This window comes from Paenibacillus rhizoryzae (assembly GCF_059686995.1).
In genome coordinates, this window is the sequence record NZ_JCAALT010000003.1 from 602,277 (window position 1) to 624,148 (window position 21,872).

The 21,872-nt window shown below is 51.1% G+C and carries 19 protein-coding genes and 1 riboswitch; of the genes, 18 read left to right on the forward strand and 1 reads right to left on the reverse strand.

Annotated features, from left to right (window positions below):
• Positions 1–9: 9 nt before the first annotated feature.
• Together miaB and AC6ESO_RS11805 are read left to right on the forward strand one after the other, a co-directional pair.
• Entirely contained in the window at positions 10–1,611 is a 1,602-nt protein-coding gene (miaB, locus tag AC6ESO_RS11800) for a tRNA (N6-isopentenyl adenosine(37)-C2)-methylthiotransferase MiaB (RefSeq protein ID WP_497091461.1), read from the forward strand.
• Between the two features lie 22 nt (positions 1,612–1,633).
• A complete protein-coding gene (locus AC6ESO_RS11805; RefSeq protein ID WP_497091462.1) occupies positions 1,634–2,122 on the forward strand; it encodes a YlbF/YmcA family competence regulator in 489 nt (162 codons plus the stop codon).
• A 57-nt stretch (positions 2,123–2,179) separates the two neighbouring features.
• On the opposite strand, the gene AC6ESO_RS11810 is transcribed toward AC6ESO_RS11805, so the two are convergent.
• Positions 2,180–3,376: an MFS transporter gene (locus AC6ESO_RS11810; RefSeq protein ID WP_497091463.1), complete on the reverse strand. Its 1,197-nt coding sequence runs from the start codon at positions 3,374–3,376 to the stop codon at positions 2,180–2,182.
• Between the two features lie 194 nt (positions 3,377–3,570).
• Between AC6ESO_RS11810 and lepB the strand changes: the two genes are divergently transcribed.
• The 16 genes from lepB to AC6ESO_RS11890 all read left to right on the forward strand — a co-directional run bounded on the left by lepB (position 3,571) and on the right by AC6ESO_RS11890 (position 21,869).
• Positions 3,571–4,122, forward strand: coding sequence for a signal peptidase I (gene lepB, locus AC6ESO_RS11815; RefSeq protein ID WP_497091464.1), 552 nt, complete (start codon positions 3,571–3,573; stop codon positions 4,120–4,122).
• A gap of 2 nt (positions 4,123–4,124) precedes the next feature.
• Positions 4,125–5,129: a DUF4184 family protein gene (locus AC6ESO_RS11820; RefSeq protein ID WP_497091465.1), complete on the forward strand. Its 1,005-nt coding sequence runs from the start codon at positions 4,125–4,127 to the stop codon at positions 5,127–5,129.
• A gap of 68 nt (positions 5,130–5,197) precedes the next feature.
• Positions 5,198–5,539, forward strand: a complete 342-nt coding sequence (locus tag AC6ESO_RS11825; RefSeq protein ID WP_497091466.1) for a DUF3889 domain-containing protein — start codon at positions 5,198–5,200, stop codon at positions 5,537–5,539.
• A 55-nt stretch (positions 5,540–5,594) separates the two neighbouring features.
• A complete protein-coding gene (locus tag AC6ESO_RS11830; RefSeq protein WP_210661392.1) occupies positions 5,595–5,906 on the forward strand; it encodes a heavy metal-binding domain-containing protein in 312 nt (103 codons plus the stop codon).
• A 145-nt stretch (positions 5,907–6,051) separates the two neighbouring features.
• The gene (locus AC6ESO_RS11835; RefSeq protein WP_091218217.1) at positions 6,052–6,360 is read left to right on the forward strand and encodes a rhodanese-like domain-containing protein; all 309 of its coding nucleotides are present in this window, start codon (positions 6,052–6,054) and stop codon (positions 6,358–6,360) included.
• Positions 6,361–6,490: 130 nt separating this feature from the next.
• Positions 6,491–8,707, forward strand: a complete 2,217-nt coding sequence (locus AC6ESO_RS11840; RefSeq protein WP_497091467.1) for a heavy metal translocating P-type ATPase — start codon at positions 6,491–6,493, stop codon at positions 8,705–8,707.
• 42 nt (positions 8,708–8,749) lie between these two features.
• A riboswitch (cobalamin riboswitch) is annotated at positions 8,750–9,012 on the forward strand.
• A gap of 175 nt (positions 9,013–9,187) precedes the next feature.
• A complete protein-coding gene (locus tag AC6ESO_RS11845) occupies positions 9,188–10,189 on the forward strand; it encodes an ABC transporter substrate-binding protein (protein ID WP_497091468.1) in 1,002 nt (333 codons plus the stop codon).
• Between the two features lies 1 nt (position 10,190).
• A complete protein-coding gene (locus AC6ESO_RS11850; RefSeq protein WP_497091469.1) occupies positions 10,191–11,231 on the forward strand; it encodes a FecCD family ABC transporter permease in 1,041 nt (346 codons plus the stop codon).
• Positions 11,228–12,031, forward strand: coding sequence for a heme ABC transporter ATP-binding protein (locus AC6ESO_RS11855; protein WP_497091470.1), 804 nt, complete (start codon positions 11,228–11,230; stop codon positions 12,029–12,031). Before AC6ESO_RS11850 ends, AC6ESO_RS11855 begins: the two co-directional genes overlap by 4 nt.
• A gap of 104 nt (positions 12,032–12,135) precedes the next feature.
• Positions 12,136–13,194, forward strand: coding sequence for a nicotinate-nucleotide--dimethylbenzimidazole phosphoribosyltransferase (cobT, locus tag AC6ESO_RS11860; RefSeq protein ID WP_497091471.1), 1,059 nt, complete (start codon positions 12,136–12,138; stop codon positions 13,192–13,194).
• A 41-nt stretch (positions 13,195–13,235) separates the two neighbouring features.
• Complete coding sequence (cobU, locus tag AC6ESO_RS11865; RefSeq protein ID WP_497091472.1) at positions 13,236–13,859, forward strand: bifunctional adenosylcobinamide kinase/adenosylcobinamide-phosphate guanylyltransferase; 624 nt, start codon at positions 13,236–13,238, stop codon at positions 13,857–13,859.
• Position 13,860: 1 nt separating this feature from the next.
• Positions 13,861–14,676 (forward strand): adenosylcobinamide-GDP ribazoletransferase, encoded by an 816-nt coding sequence (gene cobS / locus AC6ESO_RS11870; protein ID WP_497091473.1) that lies wholly within the window; start codon positions 13,861–13,863, stop codon positions 14,674–14,676.
• A gap of 286 nt (positions 14,677–14,962) precedes the next feature.
• On the forward strand, positions 14,963–16,003 hold the full coding sequence (locus tag AC6ESO_RS11875) for a LacI family DNA-binding transcriptional regulator (protein WP_497091474.1): 1,041 nt from the start codon (positions 14,963–14,965) through the stop codon (positions 16,001–16,003).
• Between the two features lie 359 nt (positions 16,004–16,362).
• A complete protein-coding gene (locus tag AC6ESO_RS11880; RefSeq protein WP_497091475.1) occupies positions 16,363–17,757 on the forward strand; it encodes an ABC transporter substrate-binding protein in 1,395 nt (464 codons plus the stop codon).
• A 193-nt stretch (positions 17,758–17,950) separates the two neighbouring features.
• A complete protein-coding gene (locus AC6ESO_RS11885) occupies positions 17,951–20,887 on the forward strand; it encodes an extracellular solute-binding protein (RefSeq protein ID WP_497091476.1) in 2,937 nt (978 codons plus the stop codon).
• A gap of 109 nt (positions 20,888–20,996) precedes the next feature.
• Positions 20,997–21,869 carry a carbohydrate ABC transporter permease gene (locus AC6ESO_RS11890; protein ID WP_240548257.1) on the forward strand — a complete coding sequence of 291 codons (873 nt, stop codon included), beginning with the start codon at positions 20,997–20,999 and terminating at the stop codon, positions 21,867–21,869.
• Positions 21,870–21,872 lie beyond the last annotated feature (3 nt).

The following is a 21,872-nucleotide window of genomic DNA, read 5'->3' on the forward strand; positions in this document are numbered from 1 at the left end:
TGAAGGTTTGTGAGTAAGGAGACGCATGACGCGGCTGCGGGCCAAGCTAAGTCCGCGAACGGCGAAAAGGACTTCTCCAAGTATTTCGACTTCACAGGTGCGAAAGTACTGAGAGAAGAAGACGGGAAAACAACCTACCGAATTAACGGTCGAGATATAACGGTGAACGCTGCGCCTAACTATAAGGACGAGAAGCGTAGAGGGAAGGAAGCCATTCAGGTTCACTATGAATCGGCTACACCTCCGGAACTCCTGCAGCTTGGCAAAGGCAAGCTCTATCATATTACGACTTACGGCTGCCAGATGAACGAGCATGATACGGAAGTCATGAAGGGCATGTTCGAGCAAATGGGTTACATGCCGACGGATGACCGTACGGAAGCGGATGTCATCCTGCTTAACACTTGCGCGGTTCGCGAGAATGCGGAGGATAAAGTATTCGGCGAGCTGGGGCATTTGAAGCATCTGAAGCTGGAGAAGCCGGGATTGATTCTTGGCGTATGCGGCTGCATGTCCCAGGAAGAATCGGTTGTCAGCCGAATTATGCAGAAGCATAGCTTCGTAGATCTTATTTTCGGTACACATAATATTCATAGGCTCCCTTACTTATTGCAAGATGCGCTGTTCAGCAAGGAAATGGTCGTTGAGGTATGGTCCAAGGAAGGCGACATCATCGAGAACCTGCCTAAGAAGCGTGAAGGCATGCGCGGCTGGGTGAACATCATGTATGGCTGCGACAAGTTCTGTACGTACTGTATCGTGCCTTATACGCGCGGTAAAGAGCGCAGCAGACGTCCGGAGGATGTAATTGCAGAGGTTCGCGAGCTGGCTCGGCAGGGCTTTAAAGAGATTACACTGCTCGGACAGAATGTTAACGCGTATGGGAAGGATTTTGACGATATCGAGTACCGGTTCGGCGATTTGATGGCGGATATGGCCAAAATCGATTTGCCGCGCATTCGGTTTACGACGAGTCACCCGCGCGATTTCGACGATCATCTGATCGAGGTTCTGGCAACAAGGGGCAATCTTGTAGAGCATATCCATCTGCCCGTCCAATCCGGCAGCACAGAGGTGCTGAAGCGGATGAGTCGTAAATATACAAGAGAAATGTTCCTGGAGCTGGCAGCCAAAATTAAACATGCGATTCCCGGCGTCTCGATGACTACGGACGTCATTGTAGGGTTCCCCGGTGAAACGGACGAGCAGTTCGAAGATACACTCTCCCTGATGCGGGAGGTCGGGTTTGCTTCTGCCTACACCTTCATCTACTCACCGCGTGTGGGAACGCCTGCTGCTGATATGGAAGATAACATTCCGGAAGCCGTGAAGAAAACGCGGCTCGCGCGACTGAACGCCGTTATTGCGGAGCTCAGCCGTCAAAGTAATGAAGCGGCGATTGGGCAAATCGTCGAAGTGTTAATCGAAGGCCAGAGCAAGAACAATGCCCATGTATTGTCCGGACGTACGCGTACGAACAAGCTGGTTCATATGGAAGGACCGGCAGAGTGGATTGGCCAGTTCATCGAAGCAAGAGTGACCGAGGCTCAAACTTGGTATGTCAAAGCAGAGCCTATCATGGCATATACGAAACACGAAGCAGTATCTTAACAAACTAGAGGAGCTGGAAACATTGGCAAAAGAGCAAACAGCGAAACACGATCATAAAGATAACCACGATCACGACCACGATTCGAGTTGTACGGTACCGAAATTCAATACCGAAGATATTATTGTGCGCGCGGATATCATGGCCAAGACGAAAGAACTTGCAACGATGATCTTCACTTCGGAAGAAGTGCAGCAGTTCCAACGTGCCGAGAAGCAAATTCAAGGCAATGAGCGCGTGCAAGGATTGATTGCGCAAATCAAGAAGAAACAGAAAGAAATCGTTGCTTTCGAGACAACGTTCAAGAACGCAGATATGGTGGCTAAAATCGAGAAAGAGATCGAAGTGCTGCAAGATGAGCTGGATGGTATTCCGATCATTACGGAATTCCAACAAAGCCAAGCGGATATCAACTATCTGCTGCAAACGGTCGTTTCCGTTATTCGCGACACAGTTGCCGAGAAGATCTCAATCGAAGATGCTCAAGTTGAAGATCCGGAAGAGTGCATGTAGTTAGAGGCAATGAGAAAAACCTGCCGCGCGAGTCGAGTGCGGCAGGTTTTTCTGTTGTTATGCGGATTGCGGCGCGTGACTGCGGCGCCAGATAAGCGTGAGGGCCAGTGCAGCTAGAGCGAACAGACCGCCTAGCCAGAATCCGTAATCGCGACCGAAGGCTTCATTGATGAAGCCGGCTAGGAATGGGCCTGCGAACATGCCGATCGAGTACACGGCTTGGTAGAAACCCATCGCCGTTGCGCGTTTAGAGGACTCAAACGGCTGTATGGCGAGCCCGAGCAGCAAAGGCAGGTGCATGCCCTGCGCAAAGCCGTTAAGCGCCTGTGTGAGAGCCAGCCATCCCAGCGAAGGGGAGTAAGCAATGGCAATCGTGCACACTGCACTAAGTGCAAAGCCTATTGCAATAACCTTCCTGCTTCCATATCGGGGTGCTAGTATTCGGCCTGTAAGCAAGGAAGCGATAGCATGCGGAACCATGAAGGCAATGACGATTAAGGTGAGCTGGCTGCTTGACGCCCCTAAGGATGTGGCTTTCAATGGCGTGAAACCAAACATCGTGATAAACAGTACACAGTGAGCCAGAATAGACAGCGTCGATACTTGGATGAGTGAAGGTGTTCGAACGACTTCACGCAGATGCTGCAGTGAGATAGGCGGTCGTTCTACCCCCTCGCGCGGCTCCTTAACGGCAAAGGAGAGCAGAAAACCGGCGATGCCGAGTCCGATCCCTGCGATAAAAGCGGCATTCCAGCTGTAAGCGCCGGCGAGCCAGCCGCTCAAGGTCATTCCGATTAATTGGCCGGAAACGGTCATGAAGCTGATATTACTCATTGCTTTCGTTGCTTCGGAAGAGGCGTAATAGGCTGCATACAATACAGTGAACGCTACCCATGCAGAAGCGCAAACGCCTGACATCATTCGTCCCGCTAACGGCCACAGCCAGGAGCCGGGAATCGTGAACAATACACAGCTTAATGCACCGCTGACCATGCCCAGCATCAGGAATGGCTTTCGCTTATGAAGCTTATCGGAAGCGAGTCCGAGCGGGAAACGAACGAGCATCTGCGTGAAACCGTAGCTGCCAAGCACGATGCCGATCAGTACATCGGCGTACCCGCTGCTTTTCATGAATGGTGGAAGGATCGGGACATAGACATAAAGCGTGGACCAATACAATAAAGTGACAACGATGAAAATAACATGGTCGGAGCGCGTAGTAGGTATAAGTGCAGCCTTAGCTTCTGCGGACAATGAAAATTCACTCCTTTGTATAAGTTACATCAATCTCCTAACTTTATCCTACCAGTGCGTGGACGGGCAATGCTTTTTACAAAATGCTGTTTTCAAAGAAACTATTTGATGGTTAAAATCGTAATATGTTATAGGCAGTTTAACTAGAAAAAGAACGACGAAACCGATACTGTACGAGTAGGAAGGAGAAGGAAATGGAGAAACCAGAGGTTACACCTACACCTAATAAACGGTGGGCGAGAGAGATAAGGGACTGGATTCTCACGTTAGGCGTGGCGATGGTAGCCGCACTGCTGATTCAGAACTACGCATTTGCCCAAACGGAAGTAAGAAATATTTCGATGCAAAAAACCTTAGTTGAAGGTCAACGGCTAATCGAGGACAAAATCAGCTACAGGTTCGAATCGCCGCACCGGGGGGACATTGTCATCATCAATGGTCCCGAAAGTGACAAGCGACTCATTAAACGCGTGATCGGCTTGCCGGGAGATGTTCTAAACATTACCGGTGACGGCCATGTGATTCTTAATGATAAACAATTGGATGAGCCGTACATAAAAGGCCTCACCTTCTCAAACGGGCTGGGAATGCCCTACACCGTTCCGTCTAACACCGTATTCGTAATGGGCGATAATCGAGAAAACAGTCAAGACAGCCGCGTATTAGGCCCTATCGCCTTATCCAGCGTGGAAGGCCGAGCGGTATTTCGTCTATGGCCACTGAATAAGTTCGGCGGGTTGGATTAACCGTGCCTTTTACATTTGCACACCCGCTCTTTGCGGTTCCATTAAGACGAATAAAGCCAACATGGGTAAGCGTTACGGGACTTATCCTGGGAAGCATGTCGCCTGATATGGAGTATTTTGTAGCTATGGAGCCCTATGAGAGTATTGGACATTCCATAGTAGGTTTTCTGGTTCAAGGTTTGCCCTTATGTTTAGCCATCGCATTCGTGTTTCATCTCATGATCAAGCCGGTGCTGCCGAAGTTTCTTCCGTCGTTCGGGAGAATGGACCAGTTTGTCAAAAGCATGTGCGTGGACTGGAAGTTAGATTCGGTGCGCGCGTGGATTGTGTTTCTCAGTTCCTTATTCATTGGTTATTGGACCCATATGTTCATGGATGCTTGGACACATGAAGGCGGTATTTTTGTCAAGACGTTCTCATTCCTGCGCGGACATCATAACGGAGAGCCATTATATGCACGGCTGCAGATTGACTTCTCGTTGGTGGGGCTGTTTATACCGGGGCTGATGCTCTTGTATCGATACTTTCGCTTCTTAGGCATGACACGGTCAACGGTTAAAGAAAAGCTCGCAGCTCCAAGCACGAAAATTGCCTTATGGTTAGTGATGCTCGCCATAACAATGATTACTTACAAGCTCAAAACGATCGTTATCCACAGGCATGATTTCGTCAGTCTCGTCGTTGTGGCACCATTGTCTTCGTTATTATTCGGATTCTATGTGGCTTCACTGCTCTATTGGGCCGTGAAGAAGCAGAAATTGTGGCATGCGCTCGGGTCACTTGCACTAATCGTTGCGGCTATTCTTGCGCTCAGAGTCGGTTCCAACCTAAGAGACACTTTATTCACAGACGGTATCCCTTATAAGTTTATTCATCCGCCTAAGGGAGTGTTTGATCCGCTCTGGAATGGATTTCTATGGTGCTGGAGTGCCGCGCTGCTGCTATCATGTCGGATTTTGATAAGAAGTCAGCATGTGGTCAAAGATGCATTCCAGTTGAAACAATAAGATTAAGCATGCATGAACGAGCTCGAATTGGGGAATTCTACCATCGCCTAGACTATGGAGGTGGAAGAATGAGACCATTAATTATTCTAATGATGACTTGTATGATGTTGTTCTGTGCCGTAACCCCTGTTTCTGCGGAACCGCCGTACGCAAAGTGGGGCAGACTCGCGATGAAGGAAACGATGCACCGCTATCATGCCGAGATCGTGGATTATAAGCATGTCGGGCGCAAAGTGGAGGAAGCGGGCATGATGACGGAAACGTTTCGCATGCTGCTGAACAAAGGCTCCCGCAAGTTCGAAGTGACCGTTCGCATTTGGTTTGAGCAGCATAGCGAGAAAGTCGTTCGTATTCAATTTATGGAAGACGGGAAAGTGGATGGCTTGCCTGCTTTTTCATCCATGATTTGAATCCAATGACTGACTTCTTACGTATGACTCACTATACCGATTGGGAGGGATTTCGATGATAGTAACGACTACGCCTACGATTGAAGGACATCCGATTCAGCAATACCTTGGTGTTGTAACCGGGGAAGCGATTATGGGTGCAAACATAATGCGTGATTTGTTTGCCAGCATTACCGATATTGTCGGAGGACGCTCAGGTGCTTACGAGACGAAGCTGAAGGAAGCGCGTGACGTTGCTTTTAGTGAAATGCAGAGTCAAGCGGCAAGGCTTGGCGCTAATGCACTTGTCGGCATCGACATCGATTATGAGGTCGTACGTGAAGGTATGCTTATGGTTGCAGTCAGCGGGACAGCGGTACGTATTTAACGAAATGGATCGTAGGAGCAGCGTTCGCGGGAAGTAGCGGACGCTGCTCCTTCTTATGTCGTTCTCTGGATGGACATTGGGCCTGCCAGAGGAGTAGAATGCAGGTATAGGTTTGAATATTAGCGCTAAGGAGCGATTGCAGGAAATGGGAGAAATAACGGCAAGTGAACTGGAAACCCGATTGCGGGAAGGCGAGAAACTGAGCGTGATCGACGTTCGGGAACCTGATGAGTGGGAATCCGGCCACATTAAAGAAGCGGTGAGCATCCCGCTCTCCGTCTTCATCGAACGACTCGGGGAATTGAATGATTTCGAGGAACCGCTGTATATGGTTTGCAGAAGCGGCAATCGCAGCGGCAAAGCTTGTGATTATTTGGCTGCGCAAGGGTATGAGGTCGTTAATGTGCTCGGCGGTATGCTGAGCTGGCCGGGTGAAGTGGCTACCGGGGAATAAATTATGGATCAAGAGAGCACTTTCGCGCTTGCTGCGCGAAGGTGCTTTTTTTGTTTATATCATGAGTCGAACAACCCTGCCATATAGTGGAGAGTAGGACAGCTAGTTTGTTTGATTTAGGAGGTTCCTTATGCAGCAGCAACACGGAGACCAAGCGCTTGATTTGCGAATACACGGCATGAGCTGTACAGCCTGTGCAACCCGTATCGAACGGGCTGTCGGCAAGCTGGCGGGCGTATCCGGCGTATCCGTTCATTATGCGGCCAAATCAGCTTACATCACCTTCTCGCCGGAGCAAACGACACCGACATCCATTATAGAACGAATCGGGCAGCTTGGATTTCACGCTTTCCTCTATGGGAAGGATGGTGACGGTACATCTGAACTCGACTCGCTTAAGGTGCGCGTCTTCGTAGCGGTACTCTTCACGATTCCGCTGCTATGGACGATGGTGCATCATTATGCATGGCTGGAAGCCATTCCGGTTCCGTTGATTATTCAAGAGCCGCTGCTTCAGTTTGTGCTTGCGGCAATCGTGCAGTTCTTTATCGGGATGCCGTTTTACTTTGGTGCATTCTATGCCCTTCGAGAACGAACGGCGAATATGGACGTGCTCGTAGCGATTGGGACTACGGCTGCGTTCGCGTACAGTTATATCTCCATGATGACCGGGGGAGCGTTATATTTTGAAACTTCAGCGGTGGTCATAACCGCCGTGCTGCTCGGCAAGCTGCTTGAGGCGTCCGCATCGGAGAGGGTTATGAAGGAAAGCGACAGCTATGCCGCGCTCCAAACCAATGAAGCGATGGTCATTCGCGGTGGCAGCAGGGAGAAAACTTCTCTCGCCAAAGTGAGGATCGGAGATCACCTTATTGCAGCGGTTAACGAACCTCTCCCTGCTGATGGCATCATCGTCGAAGGACATTCGACGATGGATGAATCATTCCTAACAGGAGAGAGCGCACTTGTTGTGAGGTCTGCCGGCGATCAAGTGTACGCGGGTACGATTGTTCGCGGACAAGAGCTGCGAATTCGAGTCACGGCGACAGGGCCGGATACGATGTTAAGCCGGATTGCGGCGTTGACGCGCCAAGCTCAAGCGACGAAGTCTTCGATCGGGCGAAGGGTAGATCGGTTATCGGCTATTTTTGTACCTGTCATGATGCTGCTCTCTATAGCTACCTTGCTTCTCTGGCTAATTTGGCTTGAGCCTGGCAATTGGGGGAAGGCCTCGCTTCATGCGCTGGCTGTTCTTCTAGCCGCGTGTCCGTGCGCGCTTGGTTTGGCAGCGCCGATTTCACTCGTATTGGCCACCGGAAAGCTTGCTCGCCGCGGCATTGTAATGAAGGAAGCTGGCGCGCTGGAGCGTCTGGCTCAATTAGATACAATCGTCCTGGATAAGACGGGGACGTTAACCGAAGGCAAACCTGCGTTAACCGAAGTATCCGCATTATCCGGTTCACCGAGTGCGCTGCTGCGCTTAGCGGCGTCGGCTGAGGCAGACTCCCAGCATCCTTTCGCGGCAGCAATAAAGGCGGCCTCTAAGCGGGCCGGGTTAGTAATCCCGGAATCAACGGCATATCATTCGTTCCCAGGTAAGGGGATTGAAGCTGTCGTGGAGAGTAAGCGGGTTGAAATCGGAAATGCCGGTTTTGCCGCTGAGCGGAACTGGACGATGAACAGGGTTTTGTTAAGCTTCGTCAATCGTAAAGAAGACCTCGGGGAGACGGTCATTTATGCCGCGATAGACGGGGAGTGCGCAGGTGCTTTTGCCTTCACGGATCAAGTGAAGCGCTCCTCAACGGATGCGGTGACCGCGCTGGCAGCCGAAGGGATTCGCATTCTACTTGCCACGGGCGATCATCCGTCAGCAGCTATGAACGTAGCCAGGATCACGGGCATTGCAAAAGATGATGTTCATGCCTCCATGCTGCCGGAGCACAAGGCGGAGCTCATTCGAGAGCTGCAAGCGGAAGATAGAGTCATTGCAATGGCCGGAGACGGCTGGAACGATGCTCCTGCACTTGCGGCCGCAGACGTCGGCATCGCGATGGGCGGCGGTACGGAAGCGGCGCTTCATGCCGGGCATATGACACTGCTTCGTTCGCGTCTGACAGGCATCTATGAGGCGTTTCAAATCAGTAGGCTGACGGTACGCAATATCCGTCAGAATCTAGGTTTTGCGCTGCTGTATAACTCCATTGTGATCCCATTTGCAGCAGTGGGCGGCATAGAGCCGTGGATGGCCGGAACAGCTATGGCACTCAGCTCGGTTTCGGTCGTATTTAATGCATTGCGTTTAAACGGCCAAATGAATCGATTTCTTCGGAAACGAGGCCAAATATAGACATCTTAAATAGGTGATGGTATATTTACTCAAGCACAATTTCATAGTTTAGGAACAGGTGCTAAGCGTATGCGGTCGATTCCATCATTTGAAGAATCGCGCAAGCTTAGCTTAAAAGGGAAGACCGGTGCAATGCCGGCACGGACCCGCCACTGTAAGAAGCGTCGATATTGGGATGGAGGTATGCTCGTCCATCTGCAGTCGACAATGCATCAATACGAAGTCACTGAACGATGGGATCGTTTGGGAAGACGTTGATGACAGAAGCTTCAAGTCAGGATACCTGCCTGTTCGGAATGAACGCTACCTACGAGGACTTAGGGAGGTGTTGGAGATGGGCAGTTTCGTATTGCCCGCTGATGTTCTACGGAACGTAAGCATTTCTGACGCTCAAGTCGGAAATGCTTTTTTTTGTGTCATTTTAGAATGACAGCCGGTTCTTCTTGTACGCAATTATAAAATAGGGAGAGTATGACTCAAATGAAATCAAAATTAATGCCGTTAACTAAAATCGCGTTATTAGTAACCATGGCTGCGCTGCTGCTGATTACAGCTGCTTGCGGTACGAAGGAAAATAACGGAACTCAAGCTGCCACTGAGGGTAATGCTGTCAACACAGCTGATCAAAATCAAACGACAAATAATGCGGCACAACATTCGGTCTATCCGCTGACGTTGAAGGATGTAACGGGTACAGAGCTTACGTTCCAGTCGGCACCTGCTCGTATTGTTTCGCTGCTGCCTAGTGAGACGGAAATCGTCTATGCGGTAGATGCAGGGACTTCTCTGGTTGCCGTGGATAATTACTCCAACTATCCGAAGGAAGCGGAGAGTCTGCCGAAGATCGGCGACATGGACGCCGATATTGAGAAAATCGTTTCGCTTAAACCAGACCTTGTCCTCGCCTCCTATACAATGGGAAAAGCCGTTGTCGATAAACTTCGCTCTCTCCAAATTCCGGTGTTTGCAACAGATCCTAAGACGTATGATGCGGTCATGGAGAAGGTGAAGCAGATCGGTGAAATTTTGGATAAGAACGATCAAGCCGCACAGGTTACGGCTCATATGGAGCAAGTTAGAGAACAGGTTGTTAATACCGTTAAAGATGCACCGAAAAGGAATGTGTACTTGGAATTCGCACCGGGCTGGACAGTCGGTAAAGGAGAGTTTCTGGATGAACTCATTACTCTCGCCGGCGGTGTTAACATTGCAAGTGAGCAGGGCTGGTACGAGATTGATCCCGAGTCAGTCGTGAAATCGAATCCGGATCAGATTATCTATGCTTCCATGACGCTTGCTGAAGGGGAGAAGAATCCAATCCTAACCGGAATTGAGACTAGACCGGGCTGGGCAACAATTAATGCCGTTAAGAACAAGCAAGTGTTTGAAGTTGATCAGGATCCGTTGACCCGTGTCGGACCTAGACTTGCCGATGGGCTGCTGGAGGTAGCGAAGAAGCTGCATCCGGATCTGTTCAAGTAAGATGAGAAAAAAGCTTTATGTTTATGGAGGAGCAGCGATGCTCCTTCTTGCCGTATCTGTCGTCGTCAGTTTGTCTATCGGCTCATCCAGATTGCCATTGCTGCGCGTTTGGGGAATTCTGATTCATCAACTGCCATGGATGGAAGATCCGAATGGTCTCTATGATGCCAGCGATATTGCCATTGTGACACAGCTGAGATTATCCAGAGTCGTATTGGCCATGCTTGTCGGATCTTGTTTGGCGCTTGCCGGTTCCGGGTTTCAAGGTGTGTTGCGTAATCCACTGGCCGATCCATTTACACTAGGTGTCGCAACAGGGTGTTCGGTAGGCGCGGCATTCATGATCGTATTTGGTTATCAGACGGTAATCGGTTTATGGACTGTCCCTCTGGTCGCGTTCACAACAGGAATGATTACACTCGTTATTGTATTTGCACTCTCGCGAGCAAGAGGTGCGATTAACGTCGAGACGCTAATCTTGTCCGGAGTAATCGTTCAAGCGTTCCTTGGCGCTTTCGTGACGTTCATGGTGTCGATGTCTCAAGGCGTTATTAACGAAGCCTTATTCTGGCTAATGGGCAGTCTTAGCGCACGGAGCTGGGAGCATGTCCGGTTGATCGTACCGTTTCTCATTGTAGGGCTGCCGGTGATGATTCGTTATGGGCAGCATCTCAACTTATTCGTGCTGGGTGAGCGGCATGCCGCGCATTTAGGTGTAAACGTTGAGCGTACGAAGCTGATTGTTCTTATCGTTTCTACTTTACTGACGGCTGTTGCGGTTTCGATTGCCGGTGTAGTAGGATTCGTAGGGCTAGTCGTGCCTCATCTCCTGCGCCTCCTTGTCGGTCCTGATTATCGCTTGATTATTCCGCTGTCTGCCGTAGGTGGTGCTATTTATCTCCTATGGGCGGATACGCTCGCTCGGACAGCACTCAGCCCGAAAGAAATTTCGCTTGGCGTCGTGACGGCGCTTATCGGTGCACCGTTCTTTGCCTATCTGCTCTATCGGCGCAAGGTGCTGCAGGGAGGGTCGCAGGCATGATCGAAGCAAGGCGATTATCCAAAATAATTGCGGACAAGCAAATTCTGCGCGAGATTAGTTTCTCGATGCGGGAAGGTCGTATGTACGGCATTATCGGTCCCAATGGCGTCGGTAAATCTACGTTGCTGCAGCTGCTAACAGGAATGGAACCGCCGACTTCCGGCGAAGTGCGGTTGAGGGAGCAGGCTGTTGCCGCGTATAAGCGCAAGGAATTGGCGAAATGGGTCGCCGTGCTGCAGCAAGGCGGACTTCCGGCGGTTGGTTTTACGGTTCGAGAGGTAGTCACGATGGGGCGTTTTCCCTACCAGAATTGGCTGGGTGAGGAAACCTCCGGCAGCGGTGATGTGGTCGACGAAGCACTTGGAGCCATGGGACTGCTTGAACTGCAGCATCGACGGATCGATCAGCTTAGTGGAGGCGAGCGTCAGCGCGTTGCATTGGCAAAAGTGATGGCGCAGGAGCCGGAGCTGCTGCTTCTCGATGAACCGACCACTTATCTGGATATCGGCTATCAGGTACAGCTGCTGGATACGGTGAAGAAGTGGCAGCGCGAGCGGGGACTTACAGTAATTGCTGTATTGCATGATTTGAATTTGGCTGCGCATTACTGCGATGAATTGCTCGTACTACATAATGGAGGCATAGAAGCTTTTGGGCCTCCTTCGGAAGTCATTCGGCCTGAGCTCATTCTAACGGTATTTGGCGCCAGATCCATCGTACTGCCGCATCCGGATACCGGCGTACCCCAAATATTACTGCAATCAGGCGTGCAACCGAGGGAATACGTTCGAGGCGAATGACAATCGTTTCGCCACCTTGCGAAGCTCCCAGCGCCTGATCAATTCCATGACGTTGTAAAGCCGATATTTTAATCGTAAAGGGTATTGGAAAAGGAGAGTTTAGCATGAAAAACGAAATTTATTTAACGGGGTTAATTGAACGGATTCAGCCACTATACGTGGAGCATATGGAAGCAGCGCAGCTGCATTTGGACAATTTGACGAAACCGCCGGGCAGCTTGGGAAAGCTGGAGGAAATCGCGAAGCAAATAGCTGGCATATCTGGTGAAATCACGGCTGATTTATCGAAGCGTGCGGTTATTGTGATGGCTGGTGATCATGGTGTATGCGAAGAAGGAATTAGTGCTTTTCCCGCTGAAGTAACACCTCAAATGGTATTGAATTTTCTCTCGGGCGGTGCATGTGTGAACGTACTTGCCAGAGGTGCTGGTGCTGATGTGTTCTGCGTGGATATGGGCGTGAATGCGGATTTGGAACATCCGTCATTGATTGCCTGCAAAACCCGTAAGGGCACTGCGAACATGACAAAAGAGCAGGCGATGACGCGCGATGAAGCGGTCGCGGCTATTATAGACGGCTTTCATTTGACGGAAAAGCTTGCTGCGGACGGCTATCGCATGTTCGCAACGGGCGAAATGGGGATTGGCAATACGACGGCAAGCGCCGCGCTCTGCGCGGTGCTCGGCAGCATGACGGCAGATGAGGCGGTTGGACTTGGTACCGGCATCAACGAAGAGCGGCGTTTGCATAAGGTCGATGTGGTCAAGCGGGCGCTCGCCTGCAACGCGCCTACTTCGAGCGATCCGATCGGTACGCTGGCAAAAGTGGGCGGACTTGAGATTGCCGGATTGGTCGGCGTCATTCTCGGCGCCGCCGCCAATCGCTGCCCGGTTATCATTGATGGTTTTATCTCTTCGGCAGCGGCGCTTGTGGCAGCCTCGATTGCACCGCAATCGGCGGCATTTATGATCGGCTCACATCTCTCGCAAGAGCAAGGACACCGCAAGCTGCTCGCGCAGATCGGCCTATCGCCGATGATTCATTTGGATATGCGGCTTGGCGAGGGGACGGGGGCCGTGCTTTGTTTCCATTTTGTCGATGCGGCACTTCGTATAATGCGGGAAATGGCTACGTTCGAGAGCGCCGGTGTTTCCCGCGAGTAGCTGCCTTATAGCAATTGGTGGAACGAGAGGTAGGGGAGAACATGGCGATATTCATTACCGGCGGTGCACGGAGCGGGAAGAGCGGCTTTGCCGAAGCGTACGCGATGAAGCTGGCTAAGCGGGGCATCTATGTCGCCACATCTCAGATATGGGATGAGGAGATGAAGGAACGGACCGATCACCATCGGGATTCGCGCGAGCGGTCAGGGTTTGCTTGGCAAACGATTGAGGAGCCTTATGATGTGGCGGAGCTGTTGGTAAAGCTCGAGGCGGAAGCGGTAGTTGCGGGAGAAGGGCGAGACCATGGCCATGGGCGTCCGGCCGTTATTATCGATTGTCTTACGCTGTGGTTGACGAATCAGATGCTTCGACTAGGTGAATTCGATGCGAATGATGGAGAATCATATCGCTATGATTCCGGCGCGCTCTCAGCGGAGGTTAATCGACTTGTTGAGGCTGTTTCCGGATACAAGGGTCCGCTGCTGCTCGTTACCAATGAGGTAGGCAGCGGGATCGTGCCGACTTATCCGCTCGGACGTCAATTTCGCGACGAGGCGGGGCGAATGAACCGCAAGCTGGCTGCTTGCGCAGAGCAAGCATTGCTAGTGGTGGCCGGAATCCCGCTTGATTTGAAGGCGCATGCCTTTGACCTGGGGGAGGATTAGCATGCTTAGCCGAATACTGAAAGAACAGCTACAAGCTGCTGGAACCGCGTTTCAATTGCTGACGAGAATTCCGGTACCTGTCGTGATCCCGTTCACGCCGGAGGTACTTGCGCGAAGCGTCATCTACTATCCCGTTGTTGGTGCGGTGATCGGCGGAGTTGTGGCGTTGGCTGGCATGCTGCTTCATGAATCAGTGCCAGCGATGCCGTCTGCCGTTATTCTGCTCGCGGTCTGGATTGCGCTTAGCGGCGGATTGCATACAGATGGGCTGATGGATACCGCGGATGGGGTGATGAGCCACCGCTCCCGCGAGAAGATGCTGGATATTATGAAAGACAGCAGGGTTGGCGCGATGGGCGTATTGACGGCGGTGCTGCTGTTATTGTTTAAATTCTCCAGTTTGTCGGCTGTAATGAACGTATCGGAGCTGGACTGGCGCTGCTTCTTCCCTCTGATCATGATGGCTTGCGCCTGGAGCCGGTTATGGATTGTCCTTGCCATGGCAGTGTTTCCGTTCGCAAGGCCAAACGAGGGGATGGCATCGTTGTTTCGAGCGGTGCGCTTTCGTCATGCCGCGTGGGCGGTGGTGGTGGCCATTTTGCTAACGGCAGGTTCATGGCTTGTATGGCCGAGTGCCGGGCTTCAGTCGGCGTTGGTTACGCTGCTGCTGCAAGGAGGAATTGCGGTTGCCGCGGGCTGGATTCTCGGCATTTGGCTGACCCGCAAACTGGGCGGTTTGACCGGAGATACCTATGGAGCCATGTCTGAAATCATAGAATCGATTCTGCTGTTTAATCTAATGTTGGTTTTGGTGTAATTGTAGTTTCGTTTATGCTTTGCGAACGAGAAACGATAAGGGACGACCTGCGGATAACAAGTCTGCAAGGTCGTTCTTTGTATGTTCAAATGGAGATTCCGTTAACTTTTTGCTATTTGACCAAACAAATACATAACAAATAGCATCATCTGATTTACGTTTGACAAACTGTTTGCTATGATTGGATTACAACAAGCGGCAAATTTGGACTCATTCATCGAAATGCGCTCAAAGACCGATCAATAGGCTGAGATACCTAAATTGTGCACAGAATGGACTGGTCCGAATGAGAGGAAAAGTAAAAATCCAGGAAATAGCCGATTTTGCAGGCGTTTCGAAGTTTGCCGTATCGCGCGCGTTATCTGGCAAGAATGGCGTGAGCGAGCGAACGAGAGAAATGATCATGAAAGCGGCAGGCCAGCTCGGATATTTCAAAAATAATGAGCCCGCCCGGTTTACGGGAGAGCTGAACGAGCATGAGGACGTGAAGCGGAGCGGAACCATTGTCGTACTGTTTCCGAACGTGCGATATCAGAATCGGGATTCCGTCTATTGGGGTCCTGTATTTGACGGCGTCAACGCGAGATTGAGCCAGCGGGGCATGGACATCATTACGCTGACCGAACCGTCCGGCGAGCATGTATTTTCGCTTCTCAAGCCCGAAGCCATCCAAGGCGTCATTACGATCGGCTCTGTCTCGACTCAGATTCTGCTCGATATTAAACGAATGAATATCCCTGTCGTCATGATCGACCACAGCGATCCGGCACTCCATTGCGACACGATATTCTCCGACAATTTCAGCTGTGTACAGGAGCTCATGACGAAATTAATAAGCAAGGGCTACCGGAAGTTCCAATACGTTGGGAGCATCAATGATGCGCCTAGCTATTTCGAGAGATGGCTTGCCTTCCGCACGACGTTGGAAAGCTATCAGATCGAATTGAATCAAGACCCGCAGCTGATCGGTCCCGACGCTCAAGATATGTATCTCTTATTCTCCAAGATCAAGCTGGGAGAACTGCCTGAGGTATTCGTCTGCGCGCATGACGTGAATGCAAGGTATTTGATCGAAGAGCTGAATAAGCTGCAGATCCAGGTGCCGGAACAATGCGCCGTTACCGGCTACGACAACACCTGCGACAATTATCCGATTCTTGCAACGGTCAATGTGAACAAAGAATTGCTTGGAATGAGAGCTGTCGATCAAATCCTGTGGCGGATCCTTAATCCGAGCTCGTCCTATGAGAAAAAGTTGATTTATGGCGAGATCATTATTCGAGATGCCTATGCTCATCCCATTGCGAGCATGGAGTCCGTTATCTGAATCGATATCTGGAACCCTTAAAGCCCGTCTGAATGCGTCGAAGCGCGTTCAGACGGGCTTTTTATATACCGTCAGGTATGTACAAATACCTAACAAAATAACAATTACATAACACTTTAATAACTTATAATAATTTTATTTGTTATTTTAACCAAAATTTAATTGACTGTTTTTGGCAGGTGATGCTATGCTTGGCATGTGCTTTTGGAAATGTTAGCCTAACGGTGGTGGTGAGATAACATTAAACGATGAAATGTAAACGTTTACTTTGGGGAATCTGGTAAAGAAAGGCGGTTCGGAGGCGGATTGGCTTGTGCTCCGAAATGCGGCAAGACAAACAAATAGGAGGTTGTTTTGCAATGAGAAAAATGAAAGCACTTACAATCCTGTCTGTCTCGTTAATGCTTACTCTAAGCGCATGCGGAGGAGGCAACAGCAATAACAGCAGCAATGTCTCAAACACAACCGAAAGCAACACTGCAACCAACACAACTACCGAACCTGCCTCAAACAATGCCGCAACCGAAGAAAATGACGCAGCGAACGAGCCTGTGGCAGAAGCCATCGATTTAGGCGGCCGCACAATCAAAATCTCCATGTGGTGGGATGGAAAGCCAAAAGGTGAAACGGCAGGCGAGAAAGCCTCCCTCGCGAAGATTGCAGAGCTCGAAGAAAAATATAACATGAAGCTCGAATTCGTGAACATTCCGTTCGATCAATACATGGACAAGTTCACGACCGCAGTGCTTGCGGGGGAGCCGATGGCCGACATTTCGATGATGGAGTTCAAACGCTCGATCGCGCCAATTAAACAAGGCCTGGTACTTCCGCTTTCGGACTTCACAACGGCTGATAACGACATCAACAAAGAACAGAAGCACGTTCAGAAGCTGCCGGCAATCGGCGGAACGGAATATTCGTTCAACACGCCTGGCATTTCGGCAGTGGGCCTGTACTATAACCGCGATCTAATCAAGAAGCTTGGGTTGCAGGATCCGCAGGATCTGTACAACAACGGCGAGTGGACTTGGGAGAAGTTCATGGAAATCGCGAAGCAAGCAACGACTGACTCCAACAACGACGGCAAGAAAGATACATGGGGCTACGCAGGCTGGGCAGCTGACGCGGCTCGACACATCGGCGTAACGAACGGCGCGCTGTTCGTTAACGATACGGACTTATCGCTAGGTTTTACAGATCCGAAGATGTCTGAAGCACTTGAATTCGTTAACCGTCTCTACAATGTGGAGAATGTCGTGAAAGTGAAATCCGGCAATAAAATGGACTGGAACGAAACAAATACGTTCAAAGACGGCGATGTCGCCATGTCGATCAACTATGACTGGAACATGGGGGATCTGACCTTCGAGGTTGGTCTCGTACCTAACCCGGCAGGTCCGCAAAGCGACGGAAAATATACCTTCGCGAATACAGCGCAAAATGGCTACTTTATTCCGAAAGGAACGAAAGACCCGCAAATCGTGTACCAAATTTTCGAAGAATTGCAAGATATCCCTGCGACAGAAGAGTACCTCGGTCAAGATTGGCTTGAGTCTCGCTTCAAGAACGAAGCTGACATCAAGATGGCGATCGAGCACGTTAACGGTACTGGCCGCCTTTCGATTGAAGAAGGCGTAGCAGACTTCCCGTTCTTCACGATCATGGATGACATTATCGGCAAAAATCAATCCGTAGCGGCAACGCTTGAGAAGTATAAGACAAACGGCCAAGCTGCGTTGGATAAGCTGAAATAAGCTGATTGGAGCAGTATTGGCAACTAAGGAGAGGGGCTGCCGACTAATCGGTACAGCCCCTTTTGTTTCACCAATTCCCGGATGCTACTTCAACCTATCATGCGATCATAACAACCTAACTGTCCGGTTAGTTCGTTAGGCGAAAAAATATGAGGTTGGCCGCAGATCTCGTCGCCGCATAGGAGGGCTGACATTGAAAGGAACTGTTCGAAAGAAGAAGTTGACTTTATGGTCGATCGGCATCATCGGAGCGGCCGGACTAATTGTACTCTGGTCCCAGCTTGGGGCAGACAACGTTAGCGGTGCTGGCGGGAAGTCGACGTTCGTTAGCGGTTCGTGGACCTCGCTGCAGCAAGAACGAGGCGATTACACGTCGTACCTGGCCAAGAATGAAAGTGCCGGGTTCCCTGATCGCGAAGTGATCATCAATGCTTCCGATTATGCGAAGGCGGAAGGCGATGACATCGAGAAGCTCGACAATTACGAGGGGATGGGCGGTACTTCGCTCAAGACCGGCGAACAAGGGCAAGTCGACTGGACGGTGAATGTCCCGGAAGAGGGCTTCTACAATATGTCGGTACAGTACTATCCCATCAAAGGAAAAAGCTCCAGCATCGAGCGTTCATTATTGATCGACGGCGAGCTGCCGTTTGAGGAAGCGGGTTATTTGCAATTCGACCGCATTTGGGACAATGAGCTGGATCAAGTGAAGCGGGATAATCGTGGAAACGACCTGCGCCCGCAGCAGTTTGAACGTCCCGAATGGCGCGAATTGCTGCTCAAGGATTCGAACGGCTACTACGCGGATCCATTCCGGTTCTACATGACTGCCGGAACGCACACGCTCTCATTCGTATCACAACGCGAGCCGATGGTCATCCGGCAGCTGCGCCTGTATCAAGACAAACATCCCGCGCTATATGAAGAAACCGTTAAGCGATACGAGCAGGAGGGCTTGAAGGAAACAGACGGCCAGCTCATTACGGTTCAAGCCGAGAATGCGCGCGCCAAGTCTTCTCCGACGCTCTATCCGCAAACCGAACGAGCCAGCGCAGCCGTACAGCCGTATAGTCCGGAGCTCATTCGGGTGAATACGATCGGCGGCTACAATTGGCGAATGCCCGGACAGTGGATTGAATGGGAAATTGACGCTCCGGAAGCAGGATTATACAAGATCGCCTTTAAGGCCAAACAGCAATTCGTCCGCGGTATCTACTCGACGCGCTCGCTGTACGTTAACGGCGAAGTGCCCTTCCGGGAAGCGGAGCAAATTCCGTTCCGCTATAAGAGCGGATACCGCATCGACGTCATGGGAGGAGACGAGCCGTATTTGTTCGAGCTAAAGAAAGGCAAGAATATCATCCGCCTTGAAGACACGCTCGGCGAATTTGCGCCGCTCATCCGCGAAGTGAAGGACAGCTTATTTAATCTCAACGAGATGTACCGCAAAATCATTATGATTACAGGCGCATCGCCGGATAAGTTCCGCGACTACCGCGTGGACGAGCAGGTTCCGAACCTGTTGAAGACGTTCAAGTCGGAGGAAGAAAGACTGACGGCCGTCAGCAAAGAATTGAAGAGACTTTCGGGCGGCAGCAGCGATTCCGAAGCGCTTCTCAAGACGATGGCGCTGCAGCTTGGTGAGCTCATCGATAATCCGGACACGATTCCGCGCCGCCTTGCCGCTTACAAGAGCAACACGGGCGGTCTGGGCACTTGGCTGCAGAAGGCGCTCGAAATGCCGCTGCAAATCGACGAGATCTATGTCGCTTCGCCAAATAAGAAACTTCCTTCCGCCGGTGACGGTTTTTTTACGAGACTTAGCCACGAGATCACAACGTTCGCGTATTCCTTCTTCATCGATTACAACCAGATCGGTAATGCGTCCGATGAGAAGAATCCGCGTTCCATTACCGTGTGGATCGGAAGCGGCCGCGACCAGGCGAATACGCTGAAAGCGATGATCGACGAAACCTTCACGCCGGAGACCGGCATTAACGTGAATCTGAAGTTGGTGCAAATGAATACGCTGCTGCCGGCAACGCTTGCAGGCCAAGGGCCGGATGTCGCGATGCAAATCAGCAACGATATTCCGGTGAACTATGCGATGCGCAAAGCTGCGGCCGATCTGTCGCAATTCCCGGATTACCAGGAAGTAGCTAAATGGTTCCGCCCAAGCGCATTAGTTCCATTCACCTATGAGAAGGGCGTTTATGCGCTGCCGGAAACCCAAACCTTCAATATGCTTTTTTATCGGAAGGACGTTCTGAAAGAGTTGGGCCTTGAAGTGCCTCAGACTTGGGACGATATGTATAAGCTGCTCGCAGTGCTGAACAAGAACCGGATGCAGCTTGGCATGCCGATTACGACACCGGCGACCTCCGTGCCTATTCCAGGCCAGAACATTCCTCCTAATGCCATCTTTGCTACCCTGCTCATGCAGAATGGCGGGCAATTTTACCGGAATGAAGGCAAGGAATCCGATTTGGATTCCAAAATCGGGGTCGAAACGTTCAAAACCTGGACCGACCTCTACAGCGATTATAAGCTCGAGCGCGAATTCGATTTCGCGAACCGCTTCAGAACCGGTGAAATGCCGATCGGTATCGTCGATTACACGACTTACAACCAGCTGTCTGTATTCGCGCCGGAAATTCGCGGCATGTGGGGCTTCGTTCCGATTCCGGGCACGAGACAGCCGGACGGCACGATCCGCAGAGATACGCCGAGCAACGGCAGCGGCACGCTGATGCTTAATGACGCGAAGGATAAGGATGCCGCATGGCAGTTTATGAAATGGTGGACCGGCGAGGATGCGCAGACGAAGTACGGCCGCGAGATGGAGGCGCTTATGGGCGCATCTGCCCGCTATCCGACCGCGAACGTCAAAGCGCTTGACAGCTTGCCTTGGCCAGTGGCCGACTATGACAGCTTGAAAGAGGAATTCGAGTGGGTCCGCGGCATTCCGGAGGTTCCGGGCGGTTACTTCACCGGACGGCATTTGCAGAACGCATTCTTGAAAGTCGTCGTCGGTGCGAATACGGAGGCGCGCGAAGCGATCCTCGATTACGCGCAGTATATCCAAGATGAAATTCGCGCGAAACGCAAAGAATTCGGCCTGCCGGAATAAAGGAGAAGTCCAAATGTCAAATATCGATATCCCGAAGCAACGAACTACGACAATGGCAGGAAAAACGCCGACGAGAACTCCGAGCTGGTGGGCTGTCAAATGGGAGATCATGAAGGGGCATAAGCATTCTTATATCTTGATGTCGCCTTATTTGCTGCTCTTTGCCGTATTTACAGTACTGCCTGTCATTATGTCAATCGTTATTAGTTTCACTTACTTCAATATGCTTGAATTTCCGCGTTTTATCGGCTGGCAAAATTATGGCCGCTTATTTCTGGAGGACGACGTGTTCCTAATCGCGGTCAAGAACACGATCCTCTTCGCGGTTATTACGGGACCCCTCAGCTACATCGCCTGCTTCGTGTTTGCATGGCTCATTAATGATCTGCGGCCGAAGCTGCGCGCATTCATGACGCTCGTGTTCTATGCGCCGTCGATCTCGGGAAACGTGTATTTCCTGTGGCAGATGATCTTCTCGGGCGACCGTTACGGCATCGCGAACGGTTTCTTGATTAAGATGGGGGTGATCCTGGACCCGATTCTTTGGCTGAAGACGGAAAAGTACATTATGCCGATCGTCATCCTCGTTCAATTATGGCTCAGCTTGGGTACCGGCTTCCTTGCTTTCATCGCTGGATTGCAGACCGTCGATAAGACGCTTTATGAAGCCGGCGCCGTCGATGGCGTCAAGAACCGGTGGCAAGAGCTGTGGTATATTACGTTGCCGTCGATGAAGCCTCAGCTGATGTTCGGCGCCGTCATCCAGATAACGGCGTCACTCGCCATCGCGGACGTTTCCATCTATTTGGCAGGCTTCCCGAGCGTGAACTATGCCGCGGAAACGATCGTCACGCATCTGATCGATTTCGGTACGATCCGATTCGAAATGGGTTACGCTTCCGCGATCGCGACCGTCTTGTTCCTTCTGATGCTTGGCGCGAATTTGGCGGTTCAACGACTTCTCAGGAAGGTGGGGAATTAACCG

Excerpts from the sequence above, each read along its gene's own strand:
- AC6ESO_RS11840 (WP_497091467.1), top strand. The coding sequence starts at position 6,491 with ATGCAGCAGCAACACGGAGACCAAGCGCTTGATTTGCGAATACACGGC.
- AC6ESO_RS11855 (WP_497091470.1), top strand. The coding sequence starts at position 11,228 with ATGATCGAAGCAAGGCGATTATCCAAAATAATTGCGGACAAGCAAATT.
- AC6ESO_RS11875 (WP_497091474.1), top strand. The coding sequence starts at position 14,963 with ATGAGAGGAAAAGTAAAAATCCAGGAAATAGCCGATTTTGCAGGCGTT.
- AC6ESO_RS11845 (WP_497091468.1), top strand. The coding sequence starts at position 9,188 with ATGAAATCAAAATTAATGCCGTTAACTAAAATCGCGTTATTAGTAACC.
- AC6ESO_RS11880 (WP_497091475.1), top strand. The coding sequence starts at position 16,363 with ATGAGAAAAATGAAAGCACTTACAATCCTGTCTGTCTCGTTAATGCTT.
- AC6ESO_RS11850 (WP_497091469.1), top strand. The coding sequence starts at position 10,191 with ATGAGAAAAAAGCTTTATGTTTATGGAGGAGCAGCGATGCTCCTTCTT.
- lepB (WP_497091464.1), top strand. The coding sequence starts at position 3,571 with ATGGAGAAACCAGAGGTTACACCTACACCTAATAAACGGTGGGCGAGA.
- cobS (WP_497091473.1), top strand. The coding sequence starts at position 13,861 with ATGCTTAGCCGAATACTGAAAGAACAGCTACAAGCTGCTGGAACCGCG.
- AC6ESO_RS11835 (WP_091218217.1), top strand. The coding sequence starts at position 6,052 with ATGGGAGAAATAACGGCAAGTGAACTGGAAACCCGATTGCGGGAAGGC.
- AC6ESO_RS11825 (WP_497091466.1), top strand. The coding sequence starts at position 5,198 with ATGAGACCATTAATTATTCTAATGATGACTTGTATGATGTTGTTCTGT.
- AC6ESO_RS11890 (WP_240548257.1), top strand. The coding sequence starts at position 20,997 with ATGAAGGGGCATAAGCATTCTTATATCTTGATGTCGCCTTATTTGCTG.
- cobU (WP_497091472.1), top strand. The coding sequence starts at position 13,236 with ATGGCGATATTCATTACCGGCGGTGCACGGAGCGGGAAGAGCGGCTTT.
- AC6ESO_RS11830 (WP_210661392.1), top strand. The coding sequence starts at position 5,595 with ATGATAGTAACGACTACGCCTACGATTGAAGGACATCCGATTCAGCAA.
- cobT (WP_497091471.1), top strand. The coding sequence starts at position 12,136 with ATGAAAAACGAAATTTATTTAACGGGGTTAATTGAACGGATTCAGCCA.